Below are 15,514 nucleotides of genomic sequence, written 5' to 3'. Positions count from 1 at the left end.
CTTGCCACCGCCCTCCCGCCGGTGGACAAGCGTTCCTCCGGCTGAACTTCCTTCAACTGCCCTGAGTGGCGATGGAGCATCGAGATGAAGACATCAAGTCGTAGGCGGCTTTTCGCGGTGGGCGCCGCCGGTGCCCTGCTGGCCGGATCGGTGGCGGCGGGATCACCCGTGTTCGCCGCACCCGGTGACAGCGCCGACGTGTCGGTGACCGTGGACATCGAGGAGATCAAGGAGCCGGGTGTGCTGGCGATGTCCATCGCCGGTGACTCGGTGACGTTGGCCGAGGACGGGTCGACGCTGCTGGTCCGTCAGTTCGTCGGCACCCTGCCGACGGTGACGGTCACCGACACCCGTACGCCCGACGAGGTGCCGGCCGGCGCCGCGTGGGCGGTGCTGGGCAGCGCCACCGACTTCGTCGGCGGTGCGGGTCAGGCACCGATCGGCGCGGGGCACCTGGGCTGGAAGCCGAAGCTGATCGACGGTGGCGACAGCGGCCTGGTCAGCGAGGGTGAAGAGGTCGTGACCGTGGTGGACGAGCCGACCCAGCCGGGCAACAACGTGGGTCTGGTGGACCAGGAACTGCTGGTCTCCACCTTCGACTCGGGTGCGGTGGCCGGCGGCGCGTACGCCGTCAACGCCGATCTGTTCCTGCGTACGCCGGCGGACGTGGCGGCGGGTGCGTACACCTCGACGCTGACCCTGTCCCTGTTCGAGTGACCATCGCGGGTGTGGGGGTCCGCAGGCGGCGAACCCCCACACCCGTGGTCTGCCGGAGACGACAATGAATCACCGCAGCAAGATGATCGGCGCTCTGCTCGCCGGCGGTACGGCCCTGGCGGCGACTGTCGGGGGCGGCGCGCCGGCCGCCGCGCATCCCTTCGGCCCGCCGACGACCGCCCAGGTCGTCGTCGACGGCTCCCGGGTCGACATCTCCTGGCAGCCCGCGGAGGACGACTGGGTGGTGCTCGGCCAGTCACTCGGTGCCTTCGAGGACCCCAGCGCCGGCCCGGTGGCCACCCAGCTCACCGGCGAACAGAAGCTCCGGGAGTCCGCCGCGGTCCGTGACTACCTGCGCGAGCGCATCACCGTCAGCCAGCACGGACAGCCCTGTCGCGGCGAACTCAAGCCGCTGGACGGGTTGCTCGCGCAGGGTGCCCGACTGACCTTCGACTGTCCCGCCCCGGTCCGCACGCTCGACATCACATTGACCGCGTTGACCGACCTCAACCAGGCGTACCGCACGATCCTGCGCGCCGACTCGGCGAGCCCGGCCGAGACGCTGTACACCGCCGCGGCCGACACCCACCAGGTCGACTTCACGCAGTCCGGCGGCGGGCTCGGATCGGCCACCGCGCTGGCCTTCGGGGTCGGCGCTGCCGCTGTGCTCGGTGCGCTGCTCGTACCACTTTCCCGACGACGTACCCGGAGCACGGCATGAACGGCCTCAACGACCTCGACCAACGACTGCTGGCACTCTTCGACAACTCGACCCTGTTCTGGTTGGCCCTGGTCGTGGCGGTGGGCGTCGGCGCGGCACACGCCGTGGCACCGGGACACGGCAAGAGCATCACCGCCGCGTACCTGGTCGGCACCCATGGCCGGTACCGGGATGCGCTGCGGCTGGGCGTCATCGTCGCGGTGATGCACACCTTCTCCGTTCTGGTGCTGGCGCTGGTCTGGACCGCGTTCAGCGGCGCAGCCAGCCTCGGCACCACGACGATCACGGCCGGGCTGCAGGTGTTGGCCGGGCTCGTGGTGATCGGCGTCGGCGCGCACCTGATCCGCCGGCATTTGCGGCGTCGCCACGCCCACGCCCACGATCACCACCACGGCCACGCTCACGATCACAGCCACGATCACCACCACCATCACCACGACGAGACGGTCGACCCGTGGTCCCGTCGGGGTCTGGTCGCGCTCGGGCTGTCGGGTGGGCTGCTGCCCTCCCCGTCGGCCTTCCTCATTCTGGTCAGCGGACTGCTGACCGGTCGCGCCGTCGGCGCCGTCGTGATCGTGCTGGCCTTCGGCGCCGGGATGGCGTTGACCCTGACCGGGGTCGGGGTGCTGACCATCCGGGGGCAGGCCCTGCTGGCGGGCCAGAGCCGCAGGTGGGCCCTGCTGTCCAGCGTGTCGGCCTGGACTCCGGCGATCGCCGGGGTGGCGGTCTGCCTGGGCGGCTGCCTCTACGTGGCCGCCGCGGTCTCGACGCTCACCGCGTGACCCTGGCCCTGCTCGTCGGTCAGACCGCGCCGCCGTTGGCGTAGAGCACCTGGCCGTTCACCCAGCGCCCCGGGCCGGCCAGGAAGACGACCAATTCGGCGATGTCGTCAGGCGTCCCGATGCGCTCCAACGGCGGTTCGGCGGCGATCCGGACCAGCCACTCACCGAGGAGTTCGCCGCCACGCTTGTCGACAACCTGATGCGCGGCCTGCGCTGACCTTCGCCGGGGCGACGCGGACGGCGCGAACAGATGCACCGTACGCGGCCACCGGTCGGCCGGGCCGTGCGCCACGGGGCAGCGGAAACGCCGACGACGGTCGATACTGCGGAGATGACGCCGTTGGTACGGGTGCTGACCCTCGTGGTGCTCGGGTCGGCACTTGTCGCCTGTGACCGCGCACCGGTGGACGCCCCGTCACCCTCACCGACGGCGCCCTCCCCGTCGGCATCCCCCGGCGACCTCGCGGTCCCACCACTGCAACTGCCCAGCGTGGCCCCCGACGGCACCTGCCCGGTCGCCGAACCGCAGCGCTGGAGCAACCCGGGCCAGGCCCAGCGGGTGCTGGGGCCGGGCCCGGTCTACCCGATCGCCGACTACTTCACCGGCGGAGCCCTGCCGCTGCGCCCCAGCGACCGGCAGGTCGACGGCAGCTACACGGCGAAGGTGCGCTGGCTGGCCGCCGACTACACCGGCCCGGTGCTGGTACGCGCGGGGCGCATCGACGCACCGGGTGCAGCCTCGGCCCAGTTCTCCTACCTCGGCGAGCCTCGCCACGACGGCCACCATGCCGTGCTGACCAGGCCGGAGACCGACCTGCCGGGCACCACCACTGTCGACGGTCCGGGCTGCTACGCGTACCAGGTCGACGGCACGTCGTTCAGCTACACCATCGTGTTCCGCGCCGATTGAGGGGCAGCTCAGCCGACCGGGGTGGTCCGGCGACCCTCGGCCCGGCCCTCTTCCCGGGCGCTGGCGAGCAGCTGTGCCAGCCGCCGCCGACGGCGCTGGGTGATGACCCGGTAGGCGAGCACGAGCAGGCCGAGCAGGAGCAGCAGCGCCAGTTGCGGCCAGGGGACGATCCAGGTGGTGACGGTCGCGGTGCCGGGGCGGATCTCGGCGCCCGTCGGGTCGCCGCCCTGAACGGCGGGCGTGACCGAGACGGTGGTCTTGAGCCGGCCGAGCCCCCAGACCCCGTCGACCTGGGTGTCCACCACCTGTACGCCGCCGGGCAGCGTCTCGGTGACCTGGGTCGGGTCCTCCTGCTTGACCAGGCCGAACAGTTCGTCGACGGACACCTTTCCGGTACCGGTCAGCGCGACGTTGCCGTCGTTCTTCGCGGTGTAGCCGACCTTGAGGGTGCCGGCGGAGAACGGGTTCCACGAGGGCGTGTAGGTGGTGCTGAGGTCACTGATCGCCACACTGGCGGTGACCGTGCCGCTGGCCCGCAGCATGACCCGGAAACCGACCCGGCTCTCCACGGCGACGGTGCCGCCGGTGCTGGTGACGGTCGCCGCGATGCCCGCCGGGTGGTCGCCGGGGGTGGCGTCCTCGGGCACGGTGATGGTGAACGGCACCACCTTCGTACCGTTGGCCTCGACGGTCACCGTCTCCTGGACGGTGATCCAGGTGCCACCGTCCACCGACTTCTCGTTCGAGGGCAGCATGTTGAAGCGGCCCTTGTCGGTGAGGTATCCGTCGGCCGCCTTGAGGGAGAAGACCACCGCCGAGTCGCTGAAGTTCCGTACCGCGAGGTGCTCGGTCACCACCTGGCCGGGGTCGAGGGTCCGTTCGATGAACCGGCGGCCGTCCGGGCCGTTGCGGTCGGCCGGCTGGACCGCCCAGGTGACCGCAGGACTGGTCGGTTCCGCCATCGCGCCGGTCGACGAGATCGGCACGACGGCCAGCACCACAGCCAGCACGGCGAGCATCCGGGTCAGTGCTCGCAGCGGGGTTCGGATCATGGCGGTTTTCCTTTGCGGGAGGAGCGGGTGGGGGAGCCACGCCCAGGTGGCTCCCCCCGATGGATCTACTCGAACAGAGACAGGGTCAGCGTCGAGGTGTACTTGCCGGCGGCGACGTCCGCCGGGGTGCGCAGGAACAGGTTCGCGTTGACGGTGTACTCGCCACCGGCGACCGCTCCGGAGTCGAAGGTCGAGACCAGCAGTTCCTGATCCACCAGACCCACGTTGTTGCCCGGCTGGGTCGGCTCGTCCAGCACGGTGACGACCTCTTCACCCTCGCTGACCAGGCCGCTGTCCCCGCCGTCGATCAGCTTCGGCTTCCAGCCCAGGTGCCCGGCACCGATCGGTGCCTGACCCGCACCGCCGACGAAGTCGGTGGCGCTGCCCAGCACCGCCCACGCGGCCCCCTCGGGCACCTCGTCGGCGGTCCGGGTGTCGGTGACTGTCACCGTCGGCAGGGTGCCGACGAACTGACGGACCAGCAGCGTCGACCCGTCCTCGGCCAGCGCGACCGAGTCGGCGGCGACCGTCATGGCGAGGACACCCGGCTCGCGGATCTCCTCGATGTCGACGGTCACCCGTACGTCGCTGCTGTCGACCGGCTCGGCCGAGGCCGGCGTGCCGAGCGCCACCGACCCGGCGAGAACGGCGCTGGCCGCGGCGGCCGCGAACAGTCGCCGGTGGTTCCTTCTGTGCATGCGTTGCTCCGTTGTGCGTATCTGCTCGATGGGGGGGGTGGGGTGGCGGCAGGATCGCCGCCACCCCGTACGAGAACTAGCCGCAGGTGATCGCGGCGTACGCCGACTCGACCTGGATCGTCGCCGGCTGGCCGTTGACCGTACCGGTGATCTTCACCGTCGAGGTGCCGGCGGCCACGGTCTTCGCCCGGCTGTTGAACGCCTGGTACGCCGTCTTGCCCGGGGCGACGTCGGCGACGACGCGCGACCCGTACGGCGTGACCAGTTCGATGCTCAGCGCCACGTCGTCGGCGTTGCGGGCGCTGACCGAGACGTACGCGTTGCTGCCGACGCACTGGGTGCGGGCCTGCACCTCGACCTCCCACGCCGGGCCGCCCTGCCCGATGGTGGAGCGGGGCGTGGTGTCGGCGGTGACCGGCGAGTTGGCGGCGAGGTAGTTGACCAGCATGGTGAGGTCGTTGTCGCCGGTCGTCGCCGGGTTGGTGCCGCCGCCGAGGGCGGTGAAGTTGTCCCCACCGGAGGCGAGGAACGAGTTCACCGTCACCCGGTAGGTGGCCGTCGGGTCGATCGGTACGCCGTTGAGCTGCATCGAGGTGATCCGCGAGCCGCGCTCGGCCTGCGGGTCGTAGGTGTAGCTGAAGCCCTTCGACACACCCAGCCACAGCACCGGACGGGACGCGCCCGTCGGCTGCCACTGCTGCTCCAACGTCTGCTTGATCTCCGCACCCGTGTAGGACTTGGTGACCACGTCGTTGGAGAACGGCTGGACGGAGAAGGCGTCGGCGTAGGTCACCGTGCCGTCGGTGCGGTACAGCAGGTCCGCCCGCAGACCACCCGGGTTCATGAAGGCGATCTGGGCCCCACCCCGACCGGGGGCGGAGGTGCCGGCGAGCTGCACGTCGGCGATGAAGTTACCAAGCGCCGACTCCTTGCCCCGGTCCTCGTTGCCGTCGGTGTAGGCCCGGCGGATGTCGGCGGTGATCTCGCCCAGCTGCCGCTGGCCCAGCTCCTGCGCCCGGACCTTGGCGGCGGCCACGATGTCGGCCACCGCCGGGTCCTGCGGCGCACCGACCACGTCGACGAGCGAGGCGTCGGCGGCGGTGACGGAGTTCGACTCCGGGTCGAAGGTCAGCGTGACCTTGCCCAGCCGCTTGCCGTAGTCCTCGGCCTGCACCACCGGACGCAGCTTGTCGGTACCCGGCACCGGGACCTCGAAGGCGTACGGCTGGTGGGTGTGGCCGCTGAAGATGGCGTCGATGGTGGCGTCGACCCGGGTGAACTTGCCGAAGACCGGGTCGTTCGCCAACGCCTCGGCGGAGTCGATGTTCTCCGTGGCGGCCCCCTCGTGGGCCAGCAGCACCACCACGTCGGCCTCACCGTTGGCGGGGTTGCCGTCCTTGAGCTGACCGGCGACCAGGTTGGCCTCGACCACCGGGTCGCGGAAGGTGATGCCGGCGATGCCGTCCGGGCTGACCAGCGAGCCGGTCTGCTCGGTGACCACACCGACGAAGCCGACCCGGACCCCACCGATGCTGCTGACCGAGTACGCCGGCAGCGCCCGGGTGTCGTCCCGGTACACGTTGGCGCCCAGCAGCGGGAAGTCCGCCCGGTCGGTGACCCGACCGGTCAGGTCGGTCATGCCCTTGTCGAACTCGTGGTTACCGACCGCCGAGGCGATCAGACCGGCCGCGTTCAACGCGTCGATCGTCGGGTTGTCGTCGTCGATCGCCGAGATGAAGGTGGACGCGCCGATGTTGTCGCCCGCAGACACGAACGCGGTGTTCGGGTTCTGCGTACGCAACTGGTTCACCAGACCGGCGAGCTGAGCCGCCCCACCGGCCGGCTGACCGCCCACGGTGGCCGGTGACTCCAGCCGGCCGTGGAAGTCGTTGATGCTCAGCAGTTGCAGGTCGACCGGGCTGGCCCCGGTGTTGATCCCGACGACAAGCGGGTTGTGGTCGCTGGCCCGGTACGGGTCCGGAGCGTAGAAGGCAGCCAGCCCGTCGTACTGGAAGGCGTACGACTCGACCGCGTTGATCTGCCACACGTCCACGCCGGTGACCCGGTCGGCAAGCGACGGCGAGGCCAGCGCGTGGTCGAGCGAGCCGGACTCACCGTTGAAGACGTAGCTGGTCTTCCCGGTGTTGTTGAGGTTGCGGTAGTCCTTGCCGTAGAGGACCTGCATCGGGTCCTCCTGGGTGTACGCGTTGAAGTCACCCAGCAGCAGCACGTTGTCGGTGTCGCTGTCGGCCTTGACCTGGTCCACGAAGGTGGCCAGCGCGGTGGCCTGCCGGACCCGGTCACCGTTCCAACCGCCCTGACCGTCACCGGAGTCGGCGTTGTCGCCGGAACCGGCACCACTCTTGGACTTGAAGTGGTTGGCCACCACCACGAAGTCGAGCGGCCCGGCGGTGAAGGTCTGCGCGATCGGCTCGCGGGCGTTGAACCAGACGCTCTCGTCGTTCACCGACCGCGACGCGCCCTTGGGCTGTGCCTTGGCCGGCTTGAAGATGATCGCGGTGGTGATGAAGTCCTGCTGGGCGGCGCCCGGCAGCTCGGTCGGGGTGCGAACGTAGTCCCAGGTGCCCGCGCCGTCGGCGGTGTTCAGGGCGGCGACCAGGCGCTTGAGCGCCCGCTGCGGGTCCGAGGAGCTGAACCGGACCGAGTTCTCGATCTCCTCCAGTGCGACCACGTCGGCGTCCAGCGCGCTGATCGCCGAGACGATCTTCGCCTCCTGCTTGGCCAGCGCGGCCTCGTTGGCAGCGCCACGCGCGTCGCCACCGAAGTGCACGAAGTAGTTCAACACGTTGAAGCTGGCCACCCGCAGGTCGCCGCCGACGTTGACCGGGGCGGCGGTACGCGGGTTGGTGACCTTGAAGGTGGTCCGGTCGCCCGGGCGGGTGTCCGCGTCGACCGGGCGGGTGGGCTGCAGACGCCACTCTTCGAAGGCGTACGACAGCACCGACGGCCCGAACGCCTCGACCGAGTCGCCGACCCGCAGCGGGCTGTCCTTCGACAGGTACGGCGGCAGCAGGCCGGCGGTGGACAGGTTTGTGGTCCTGCCGTCGTCGAGCAGGATGCGGCGGGCCTTGTTGTCGGCGGCGATCTGGCGGGCCTCCGCCGAGCCGGGCCGGGCCACATCGGTCGGGGTCAGTGCCGGCTTGTCACCGGCGGCGAGGGCCACCTCGCCGTAGCGGTTGGTGTTGTAGACCTCGGAGACGGCGTACGCGCCGACCGGGGCGACAAGCATCGACTCGACCGACTCGCGGGCGTCGTCGGTGAGCGGAAGCTCCACCGGGACCGGAGCGGGCAGCGGCGCACCCTGCTCGCACACCTGCACGTCGCCACGGGTGGCGATGCTGAGCTGGGTGAGCCCGTTGAACTCGCTGGCCGTACCGCTGACCCGGACCCGGTCACCGATCGTGACCGCCGGGTGGTTGGCGGTGTTCGTGGTCAGGTAGACGAAGATGCCGTCCGAGGCGGTGCCGGCGGCGACCGTACGCTCCCCGCCGCTGCCCGCCGTCTGCACGTACACGCCGTTGTAGCCACCGGTGCGGTGGTCGGCGGTGACGACGCCCTCGACGGTGACCCGGCTGCCGGCCACCGGTGTGGCGGTGCCGGAGCCTTGGACCTGGGCGATGGTGTGGCTGACCGCGACGTCACAGCCGACGGGCGGGTCGCCCGGTCCCGGGTCGCCGCCGCCAGCGGTGTTGCGGACGCCGAAGCTGTTCGGTGCGGGTGCCTTCCAGGCCCCGTCGATCTTCTGGAGCGAGTGCCCGACGGGGGTGCTGCTCGACTCCTTGACTCCGATGTCGGTGCCGGCCAGGCCGTTCGCCGGCCCGCCGACCGCGGTGAAGGTGCCGCCGTAGGTGATGAACTCACTCACCGAGTTGCTGGGCGAGACCAGAGCGACACCGTCGGGATCACCGTTCTGGATGCCGTTGACCGGGTACTCGGCGACGACCACACCGGACTCCGGCACCGAGCCGGTAAGCGTCCGGGTGCTGTACGCCGCACCGTTTCCGCCGTTGTAGAGAACGATCTGCCAGCCGCTCAGGTCGAAGCCGACCGGCGCCTCGATCTCGATCGCCTCGCCGACGTCGGTGCCGGCGTTGTCATAGTGGATCTCGCTGATGAACGGTGTAGCTGACGCGGGCGCGGCGAAAGCGGTGGTGCCGCTGCCCAATAAGAGCGCAGTGGCGGTGACCAGTACGCCCGGAATTGTGAGTTGCCGCCTGCTTTTTCGTAGCTGCATCTGCTGGGCCTCCGCGGGGCCTCCGAGGGTGTTAGACCGCTGGAGGATAAGCGGCACAAGTGTCCGCGCGGGAGCCACCAGATGTACTTATTCGCGAAACGAGGTGGTAGCCGTCACGGCATTGGCCTGCGTGATCGTGCGCGAATCGCGATGTCGACAGAGTTTCCGGAGCCGGTTCGGCGGCGACGGCTCAACCGCCGCGGGCGACCGGCCCGATCAGTTGCCGTTCGGTGCCGGTCATGCTGAGCATGACCCACTGCACCTTTCCCTTGGTGATCAGGCCGACCATTTCCGGATGGAGTTGGGTGAACCAGCTCTGCACGCTGACCAGGCCGAGGGCGTTCGCCGCGGTGGCTGCCTCGGGCGCGGTGAGTCGCTGGAGCACCACGATGTCGCTGCGTACCAGCACCTCGACATCCCAGCCGGCCAGGTCGTCGCGGACCACCAGGGTCGCCCGCCACGGCGCGCTCAGGTTGGTGTCCGGCCCGGTGACCGGGCCGGTGTCGATCACGACGAGCTGAGGCTCGGTCGGCGTCGCCGGCAGCGGTGGCGGCACCCCGGGCGGGAGGAACGAGGCGATCTCCCGGCCGATGACGCAGCGTCGCAGGAAGGCGTCCCACTCCTGCTCGCGAGCGGTCTGGATGAACAGCCGGGCACCGAGCGCCAGGGCCCGGAAGGCGAGCAGTTCCGCGGCGCGTACCCCGCCGGTCAACATCAGCCGGGTCGGCTCGGCCCGGAACAGCCGCAGGCCGACCGGCTCCTGCTGGCGATTGCGGCCCACCACCAGCCCGCCCCCGCCGGCAACCAGGCGTAGGCCGGCCACGGTGGGCCCGTCGGTGACGTGCAGGCCGATCCGGCTGCCCGGGAAGGAGACGGTGTTCACCGCAGGAAACCTCCGAGCGGCAGGGTGGCGGCGACGCCCCGGGCATGCTCGCCGTCGAGTCGTTGCAGGCGACCACCGTGACCACGGATCGCCTCGTGCAGCGCGGCGTCGGCGGCGGTCAGGGCGGCGGCGTCCGCACCGATCAGCCGGAAGGCCACCTCCACCACGGCGTCGTCGGCACCCTCACGATCCGGTTCCCGGGCCACCGCGATCGACACCACGGCCGCCGCGGCGGGCAGCCCACGCAGCAGTGGGTCCACATCCCACACCCGGTCGGGCCAGTCGAGCAGCCGGTGGCAGCTCTGCGGAGTGCCCTGCGCCGACCAACTGCGCCAACCTTCTCGGGCCAACGGGCGGTCACCGGCCACCGGCTCATCGGTCAGATGGGTCAGGTTGGCGACGGCGGCCAGCACCTCGTCGCGGTTGAGCAGACGGGCGGTCACCCGATCCTGGCGGAGCTGGCGTCGGGTCCGGCGGATCGCCGCGGTCAGCGCCGGCCGCAGGTCACGGTCGGCATGAAAATCGGGGGTACGGGGTGCCTGAAGCACCACCCAGGCCTGCCGACTGGCGGGCACGTTGCCCTCGGTCAGCTCGCGGTACGCCCGCTCCACCGCCGCCGCCCGCACCCGGGGGGCCGGGGTGACCTGGATCAACACCTGCACCGTCACCGGCGGCGCCTTGGGATCGGTGGCCGGAAGCAGTGACACCGGCGGTGGCAGGGCCTGCGGAGAGCCCACCAGCAGCGCGCCCTCGGTCGGGTCGACCTCCAGCACGGCGCTGAGCCCACCACGATGGGTCAGCAGCACGGCGGGCTGGTCGTCGATCTCGACCTGTTCGAGCTCCACGCCGTTCTCAAGATGGGTGAGCAGCTGCCACCGGGCATCCGACCCCGTCGCGGCGAGCTGCCGGCGGCGACGCCGATAACCCCACCAGACCGTCAACCACTGGTACACCCACCGGCCGCGGTAGCGCAGCACGGTCGGGGCGAGCAGCAGCAGCACCGCAGCGCCGACCCCGACGGTCAGCAGGGTGCCGTGCCCGGTCGCGGCCAACACCACCGCCGCACCGGCCTGCCAGGCCACCAGCTGGGCGACGTGGATGCCGGCGATGCGCAACGGTCGCCGGTAGGGGCGTACCACCGGGGCGGTCGCCGCCGTGGGCTGTGCCTGATCTGCCGGCGACGCGGCGGCGTCCGCGGCCCGAGCGGCCGGGGCGGTTTGAGCCGCCTGCGCTGCTTGAGCCGCCTGGGCGGGCTGGGCCGCCGACACGGTGGCCGACGCCGGGGCGGCGGCCTGGCTGCGGTACGCGGTGCCGACCGTCGCTCGGCCCTGTCCCCGCTGGGTGGCCCAGGCCGGTCCCGTGGTCCCACCGACCGTGGGGGCCGGTACGCCGGCCTGCTGTGGAGAGCCCGTTCGCTGTGCTGGCGGTGCCGTTGCCTCCGGCTGATGCTGCCAACCTGGATCCCCCGGCCGCGCCGCGCCCGGATGAGTCACCGCGCGCCCCTCCCTGACCGGCCCGACATGATCAACGGCCGATCGCGGTACGCACGTCGGCCACGGTCACGGTACGCAACTCGTCGAGGCTGGGCCGCTGACCGGACTGGCGCAGCCGCTGCGCCTGCGCCTTGCGTACGCCCTCGAACAGCTTGCGGGCCTCGCGGGCGTTGCCGAAGTTCTGATCCCGCTCGATCGTGCCGAAGTGCTCCCGGAGCACGTCGGTCACACCGTCGGCGAGCAGGTACTCGTCGCCACCGGCCATCCGCTCCACGATGACGACGAGCTGGTCGGGACTGTAGTTGCCGAACTCGATCGTCTTGGCGAAACGGGAGGCCAGACCGGGGTTGGCATCGAGGAACTGAAGCATCTCGCCGGTGTAGCCGGCGGCGATCACCGCGACCTCGTCGCGGTGATCCTCCATCAGCTTGACGAGCGTGTCGATCGCCTCCTGCCCGAAGTCACCGCCACTGCCGGAGGACCGGGACAGGGTGTACGCCTCGTCGACGAAGAGCACACCACCGCGCGCCTGCTCGAACGCGGCGGCGGTCTTCTCGGCGGTGTGGCCGATGTACTGACCGACCAGGTCCCGCCGGGACACCTCGCGGAACGCGCCGCCGGGCAGCGCACCCAACGCGGCGAGCAGATCACCGTAGATGCGGGCCACGGTGGTCTTACCCGTACCGGGCGCACCCGCGAAGATGAGGTGATGGCTGACCGCACCGACCGGCAGCCCGGCGCTGCGTCGCCATTCGTTGACCTGGATCTCGTCGATGAGGGCCCGGACCTCTTCCTTCACCGACTCCAGGCCGACCATCTGCTCCAGCTCGGCCAGCAGCTTGTCGACCCGGGCGGTGTCCTGCGGAGTGGCGGCCCGGGCGGCGTCCGCGCCGTAGGCCGCCTTCCGGCTCGCCGTACCCTCCACGATGGTCGGCGCGGCCCCCTCGGCGACCTCGATCGCCGGCTGGGCGGTGTTCTCGGTGGTGCACTCCTCGACCGTGCCCTGGCAGCCACGGGCGAAGGAGATCGCCGGCCCACGCGTGTCACGGATCCGGCAGCGTCGCAGCACGGGGGCGCTCTGGTGCACCACCGCCACCCCGGCGTGACCGGTCTGCGAGATGTCGCAGGCCTCGATCGTCGGGCGGCCGTACTGGTAGATGTAGATGCCCCGGTTGCCGCAGCGGGTCACCGTGCTGGTGCGGATCGTCGGGGCGGCACCGATGCGCACGATGATGCCGTCCTCACTGAGGTCGGCGAACTCGCAGCCCTCGACGGTGCCGTCGGAGTCCTCGACGACCAGGCCGTACCGCCCGCCGGTGACCCGGCAGCGGGTCAGGGTGAACTCGGATCGGCCGGCCACCTGGATGGCCGCACCGAAGCCGGCGCTCAGTTCGCAGCCGCTCATGGTGAGCGTGGCCCGGTCGCCCACGACCACCGGTGCGTCGCCCGCCTTGAGCACGAGGTCGCGCAACTCCAGCCGACCCGAGTTGCAGGAGACCGTCGGGTACGCCCCGGAGGAGGCGTCGATGGTGACCGTTCCGGCGCCCTGTGCGGCGATGACGGTGACCGCACGGTCGTTGACGAACAGCGCCTCGTAGTAGGTGCCAGGGCTGACCGAGACGACTGTGTCGTCGCCGGCCACCGCCAGAGCCTCCCCGATCGAGGGGTAGGCGCCGGGCTGATCCGGGGCGACGAGAAGGGTGCGCGTCATGACTCCGGGCTTCGTACGGCGATGAGGGTTGGGCCGACGATATCCCAGGCGGTCCATGCCATGGAGCCCCGCTCGCTAGGCTGCGTCGGGCGGACCGGTCGACTTCTGGCGCCGGGACACTCTCGACTGCGGGGGGACGGATGACCGAGCTGCGGACGCTGCCGCTGGTGGCGGGTGCACTGCTGGTCGACGGGACCATCCACACGCACACCTCCGTACGCGGTCAGACGGCACCGGAGTTGCATCCGATCGTCCGGCGGTTCCTGCACGGGCTGCCGGTCGGGCAACGGGAGCGGTTCACCGGCTGGTGCGCCGAGCCGGTGCTGATATCCGACCGGCTGTACGCCGCCGACGCGGACGGGCCGCCGGTCGACACCGCCCGGGCCCGCGCGCTGCTGTGGGGGGCGAAGGTGCGACTGACCCGCGTACGGGAGGAGGGCGACCCGCGGCACGGCGAGGTCCAGCCGCCCTGCCGATCGTGCGCGGCCCTGCTGGACTGGTTCGGTATGGAGGCGTTGACATGACCGAGCGCTTTCCGTCCGAGGTGGCCGAGATCCTCGCCGCCGCCGGCTGGTCACCCGGATGGCGCGACGAGGAGCGGGCCCGCGAGTGGGCGCTGCGCATCGCCGCCGACGCCGCGCTGGACGGCCGCCAGCACGTCATGACGCCCGCCGCGATGCAGGCGTACGCCGAGTTCGGTGGGTTGCGGCTCCACCCGCAGGGTGCGGGTGAGCAGGTCGCCCCGAGCGACGTCCACCTCGACCCGTTCCGGGTCCGCCATTGCGTGGCCACGCTGGCGGAGTTGGCCTCGGTGACCGGGGCACCGCTGAGTCCGCTCGGTGAGGAGGGTGACGGCACCGGCATCCTCGCCGTCGACGAGCAGGGCCGGGTGTTCGTACTGGATCACACGGGTGACTGGTTTCTCGGGGCGAGTGTCGAGGAGGCGCTCGGGACGCTGCTGCTCGGCCGCCAACCGTCCCGGGTACGCGAGGACGGCACCTGGTGACCGATCCGCAGCCGACCACCGCCACCGGCTGGCAACCGACCACAGCCGCCGAACGCGAGCTGCTGGCCGCCGCCGAGCAGGAGGACGGCGCGGCATTCCTCGCCGCGCTCGCCACCGGGCCGTTGCTGCTGCCGGTGCCGGCGGCGACCGCCGCAGCGCCGGTGCCCTGGCCGACGGGTCACCACGAGGGCGTCACCCACGTGATGGCCTACACGTCCCCGGCGGCGATCGCCGCCGGGCTGCCCGGCCAGGACGTGACCTACCGGGTGTCGGTGCTGACCGATCTCGCCGTTGACTGGCCCGACGAGCGCTGGGTGCTGGCCGTGAACGCCGGCCTGCCCATCGCCGTACGGCTGACCGCCGACGAACTCACCAGCCTCGCCGCCGCCATGGTCGAGGCGGAACGGCCGTTACGGGAGGCGGTCCGCCAACAGGATCCGGACGCCCTGATGTCCGCGCTGCTGCGGACCGAACTCCTACTCCCCCTGCGGCCCGACGGGCCGGCGACCCGTGACCTCGACGATCCCGATTTCCCCTGGTGGTGTCTGCCGGACGAGCAGGGCCGGCCGAGCCTGCCGGTCTTCACCTCCGAGGCCCGGCTGCGGCAGGCGCTCGGCGATCACGACCTGGTGGCGATCAGCAGTCTCCAGCTCACCGAACACTGGCCGGACGCCTCCTGGCAGTTGTCGCTCAACCCGGAGACACCGCTGGCCGCGGCGTTGCCCGGCGAGGCGGTGCTGACCCTGCGTGACTGGCTCGGCGAGCTGCGCCACGTCCTCGACGACGCCGCCGAGCAGGAGCGGAGTCGGCGGGTGAGCGCCGCGTACGCCGACCCCTCGACGGTGGGCGTACCTGTGCCCCGACCAGCGGCGGAGTCGACGGTCGACGTCGACGAGGGCCCCGATCCGGACGTCCCGCTGCGACTGCAACTGGTCATCCCGCATCGCTACCTCGCGTCCTATCTCGACGACGGATACGACCGCGCGGCTGGCCTGGTGCACGCCTGGTACGGCCCCGGGCGGGACACCCCGGTCCGGCTCTACCGGCGGCTGGGACTGCTCGGCCCGGGCTCGCCCTTCGAGGAGTCGGACGAGTGGGTGGCCGTGCTGCGCTGGCCGCCCGACGAGAGCACACCGCCGGAGTGGGGTCAGGGTCAGCCGCGAATGGAGTCGTTGATCGTCCCGAACGGCACCGAACTGCGCTGCCTGCACCAGGACGGCCGGGACGAGTTCCTGGCCCGCTTCGACGCCACCACCCGCCGCTGGTCACCCGCCTGACCGGCCTGG

At 71.3% G+C, this 15,514-nt stretch carries 13 protein-coding genes and 1 pseudogene; 7 read left to right on the top strand and 7 right to left on the bottom strand.

Annotated elements, in window-relative coordinates; genetic code table 11:
* The first annotated feature begins 84 nt into the window (after positions 1-84).
* From VAB18032_RS28660 to VAB18032_RS28650, 3 genes are all read left to right on the top strand, one after another.
* The gene (locus VAB18032_RS28660) at positions 85-717 is read left to right on the top strand and encodes a hypothetical protein (RefSeq protein WP_043722304.1); all 633 of its coding nucleotides are present in this window, start codon (positions 85-87) and stop codon (positions 715-717) included.
* 64 nt (positions 718-781) lie between these two features.
* A complete protein-coding gene (locus VAB18032_RS28655; protein WP_013736435.1) occupies positions 782-1,438 on the top strand; it encodes a hypothetical protein in 657 nt (218 codons plus the stop codon).
* Positions 1,435-2,220: a nickel/cobalt transporter gene (locus VAB18032_RS28650; protein ID WP_013736434.1), complete on the top strand. Its 786-nt coding sequence runs from the start codon at positions 1,435-1,437 to the stop codon at positions 2,218-2,220. The genes VAB18032_RS28655 and VAB18032_RS28650 overlap by 4 nt, the downstream gene beginning before the upstream one ends.
* A gap of 19 nt (positions 2,221-2,239) precedes the next feature.
* On the opposite strand, the pseudogene VAB18032_RS32625 reads toward VAB18032_RS28650, so the two are convergent.
* Positions 2,240-2,377: pseudogene (locus VAB18032_RS32625) on the bottom strand (SDR family oxidoreductase); the annotation flags it as partial.
* Positions 2,378-2,551: 174 nt separating this feature from the next.
* Between VAB18032_RS32625 and VAB18032_RS28640 the strand changes: the two are divergent.
* Entirely contained in the window at positions 2,552-3,130 is a 579-nt protein-coding gene (locus tag VAB18032_RS28640) for a hypothetical protein (protein WP_013736432.1), read from the top strand.
* An 8-nt stretch (positions 3,131-3,138) separates the two neighbouring features.
* Here VAB18032_RS28640 and VAB18032_RS28635 read toward each other — a convergent pair whose 3' ends face one another.
* From VAB18032_RS28635 to VAB18032_RS28610, 6 genes are all read right to left on the bottom strand, one after another.
* Positions 3,139-4,182, bottom strand: coding sequence for a WxL protein peptidoglycan domain-containing protein (locus tag VAB18032_RS28635; RefSeq protein WP_013736431.1), 1,044 nt, complete (start codon positions 4,180-4,182; stop codon positions 3,139-3,141).
* 65 nt (positions 4,183-4,247) lie between these two features.
* The gene (locus VAB18032_RS28630) at positions 4,248-4,880 is read right to left on the bottom strand and encodes a hypothetical protein (protein WP_013736430.1); all 633 of its coding nucleotides are present in this window, start codon (positions 4,878-4,880) and stop codon (positions 4,248-4,250) included.
* A 76-nt stretch (positions 4,881-4,956) separates the two neighbouring features.
* Entirely contained in the window at positions 4,957-9,135 is a 4,179-nt protein-coding gene (locus tag VAB18032_RS28625; RefSeq protein ID WP_148272348.1) for an ExeM/NucH family extracellular endonuclease, read from the bottom strand.
* A gap of 190 nt (positions 9,136-9,325) precedes the next feature.
* A complete protein-coding gene (locus VAB18032_RS28620) occupies positions 9,326-10,018 on the bottom strand; it encodes a hypothetical protein (protein ID WP_043722296.1) in 693 nt (230 codons plus the stop codon).
* The gene (eccE, locus tag VAB18032_RS28615) at positions 10,015-11,511 is read right to left on the bottom strand and encodes a type VII secretion protein EccE (protein WP_148272347.1); all 1,497 of its coding nucleotides are present in this window, start codon (positions 11,509-11,511) and stop codon (positions 10,015-10,017) included. The genes VAB18032_RS28620 and eccE overlap by 4 nt, the downstream gene beginning before the upstream one ends.
* A gap of 31 nt (positions 11,512-11,542) precedes the next feature.
* On the bottom strand, positions 11,543-13,222 hold the full coding sequence (locus VAB18032_RS28610) for a right-handed parallel beta-helix repeat-containing protein (protein ID WP_013736428.1): 1,680 nt from the start codon (positions 13,220-13,222) through the stop codon (positions 11,543-11,545).
* 140 nt (positions 13,223-13,362) lie between these two features.
* Here VAB18032_RS28610 and VAB18032_RS28605 point away from each other — a divergent pair, with 140 nt between their 5' ends.
* From VAB18032_RS28605 to VAB18032_RS28595, 3 genes are read left to right on the top strand one after another with little or no spacing between them, the layout of a single operon-like run.
* Complete coding sequence (locus VAB18032_RS28605) at positions 13,363-13,746, top strand: YwqJ-related putative deaminase (RefSeq protein ID WP_013736427.1); 384 nt, start codon at positions 13,363-13,365, stop codon at positions 13,744-13,746.
* Positions 13,743-14,228: an SUKH-3 domain-containing protein gene (locus VAB18032_RS28600; RefSeq protein WP_013736426.1), complete on the top strand. Its 486-nt coding sequence runs from the start codon at positions 13,743-13,745 to the stop codon at positions 14,226-14,228. The genes VAB18032_RS28605 and VAB18032_RS28600 overlap by 4 nt, the downstream gene beginning before the upstream one ends.
* Positions 14,225-15,505 (top strand): SseB family protein, encoded by a 1,281-nt coding sequence (locus tag VAB18032_RS28595; protein WP_013736425.1) that lies wholly within the window; start codon positions 14,225-14,227, stop codon positions 15,503-15,505. Before VAB18032_RS28600 ends, VAB18032_RS28595 begins: the two co-directional genes overlap by 4 nt.
* The last annotated feature ends 9 nt before the right edge of the window (positions 15,506-15,514 follow it).

The organism is Micromonospora maris AB-18-032, assembly GCF_000204155.1.
Taxonomy (GTDB): domain Bacteria; phylum Actinomycetota; class Actinomycetes; order Mycobacteriales; family Micromonosporaceae; genus Micromonospora; species Micromonospora gifhornensis.
Note: the sequence above shows the minus strand (reverse complement) of the source record. Positions and strands in the feature narration are given on the sequence as shown.

What these genes read in the sequence shown, in the direction of transcription:
- VAB18032_RS28605 (WP_013736427.1), top strand. Translation starts at nt 13,363, where the DNA reads ATGACCGAGCTGCGGACGCTGCCGCTGGTGGCGGGTGCACTGCTGGTC.
- VAB18032_RS28640 (WP_013736432.1), top strand. Translation starts at nt 2,552, where the DNA reads ATGACGCCGTTGGTACGGGTGCTGACCCTCGTGGTGCTCGGGTCGGCA.
- VAB18032_RS28655 (WP_013736435.1), top strand. Translation starts at nt 782, where the DNA reads ATGAATCACCGCAGCAAGATGATCGGCGCTCTGCTCGCCGGCGGTACG.
- VAB18032_RS28635 (WP_013736431.1), bottom strand. Translation starts at nt 4,182, where the DNA reads ATGATCCGAACCCCGCTGCGAGCACTGACCCGGATGCTCGCCGTGCTG.
- VAB18032_RS28600 (WP_013736426.1), top strand. Translation starts at nt 13,743, where the DNA reads ATGACCGAGCGCTTTCCGTCCGAGGTGGCCGAGATCCTCGCCGCCGCC.
- VAB18032_RS28610 (WP_013736428.1), bottom strand. Translation starts at nt 13,222, where the DNA reads ATGACGCGCACCCTTCTCGTCGCCCCGGATCAGCCCGGCGCCTACCCC.
- VAB18032_RS28630 (WP_013736430.1), bottom strand. Translation starts at nt 4,880, where the DNA reads ATGCACAGAAGGAACCACCGGCGACTGTTCGCGGCCGCCGCGGCCAGC.
- VAB18032_RS28625 (WP_148272348.1), bottom strand. Translation starts at nt 9,135, where the DNA reads ATGCAGCTACGAAAAAGCAGGCGGCAACTCACAATTCCGGGCGTACTG.
- VAB18032_RS28660 (WP_043722304.1), top strand. Translation starts at nt 85, where the DNA reads ATGAAGACATCAAGTCGTAGGCGGCTTTTCGCGGTGGGCGCCGCCGGT.
- VAB18032_RS28650 (WP_013736434.1), top strand. Translation starts at nt 1,435, where the DNA reads ATGAACGGCCTCAACGACCTCGACCAACGACTGCTGGCACTCTTCGAC.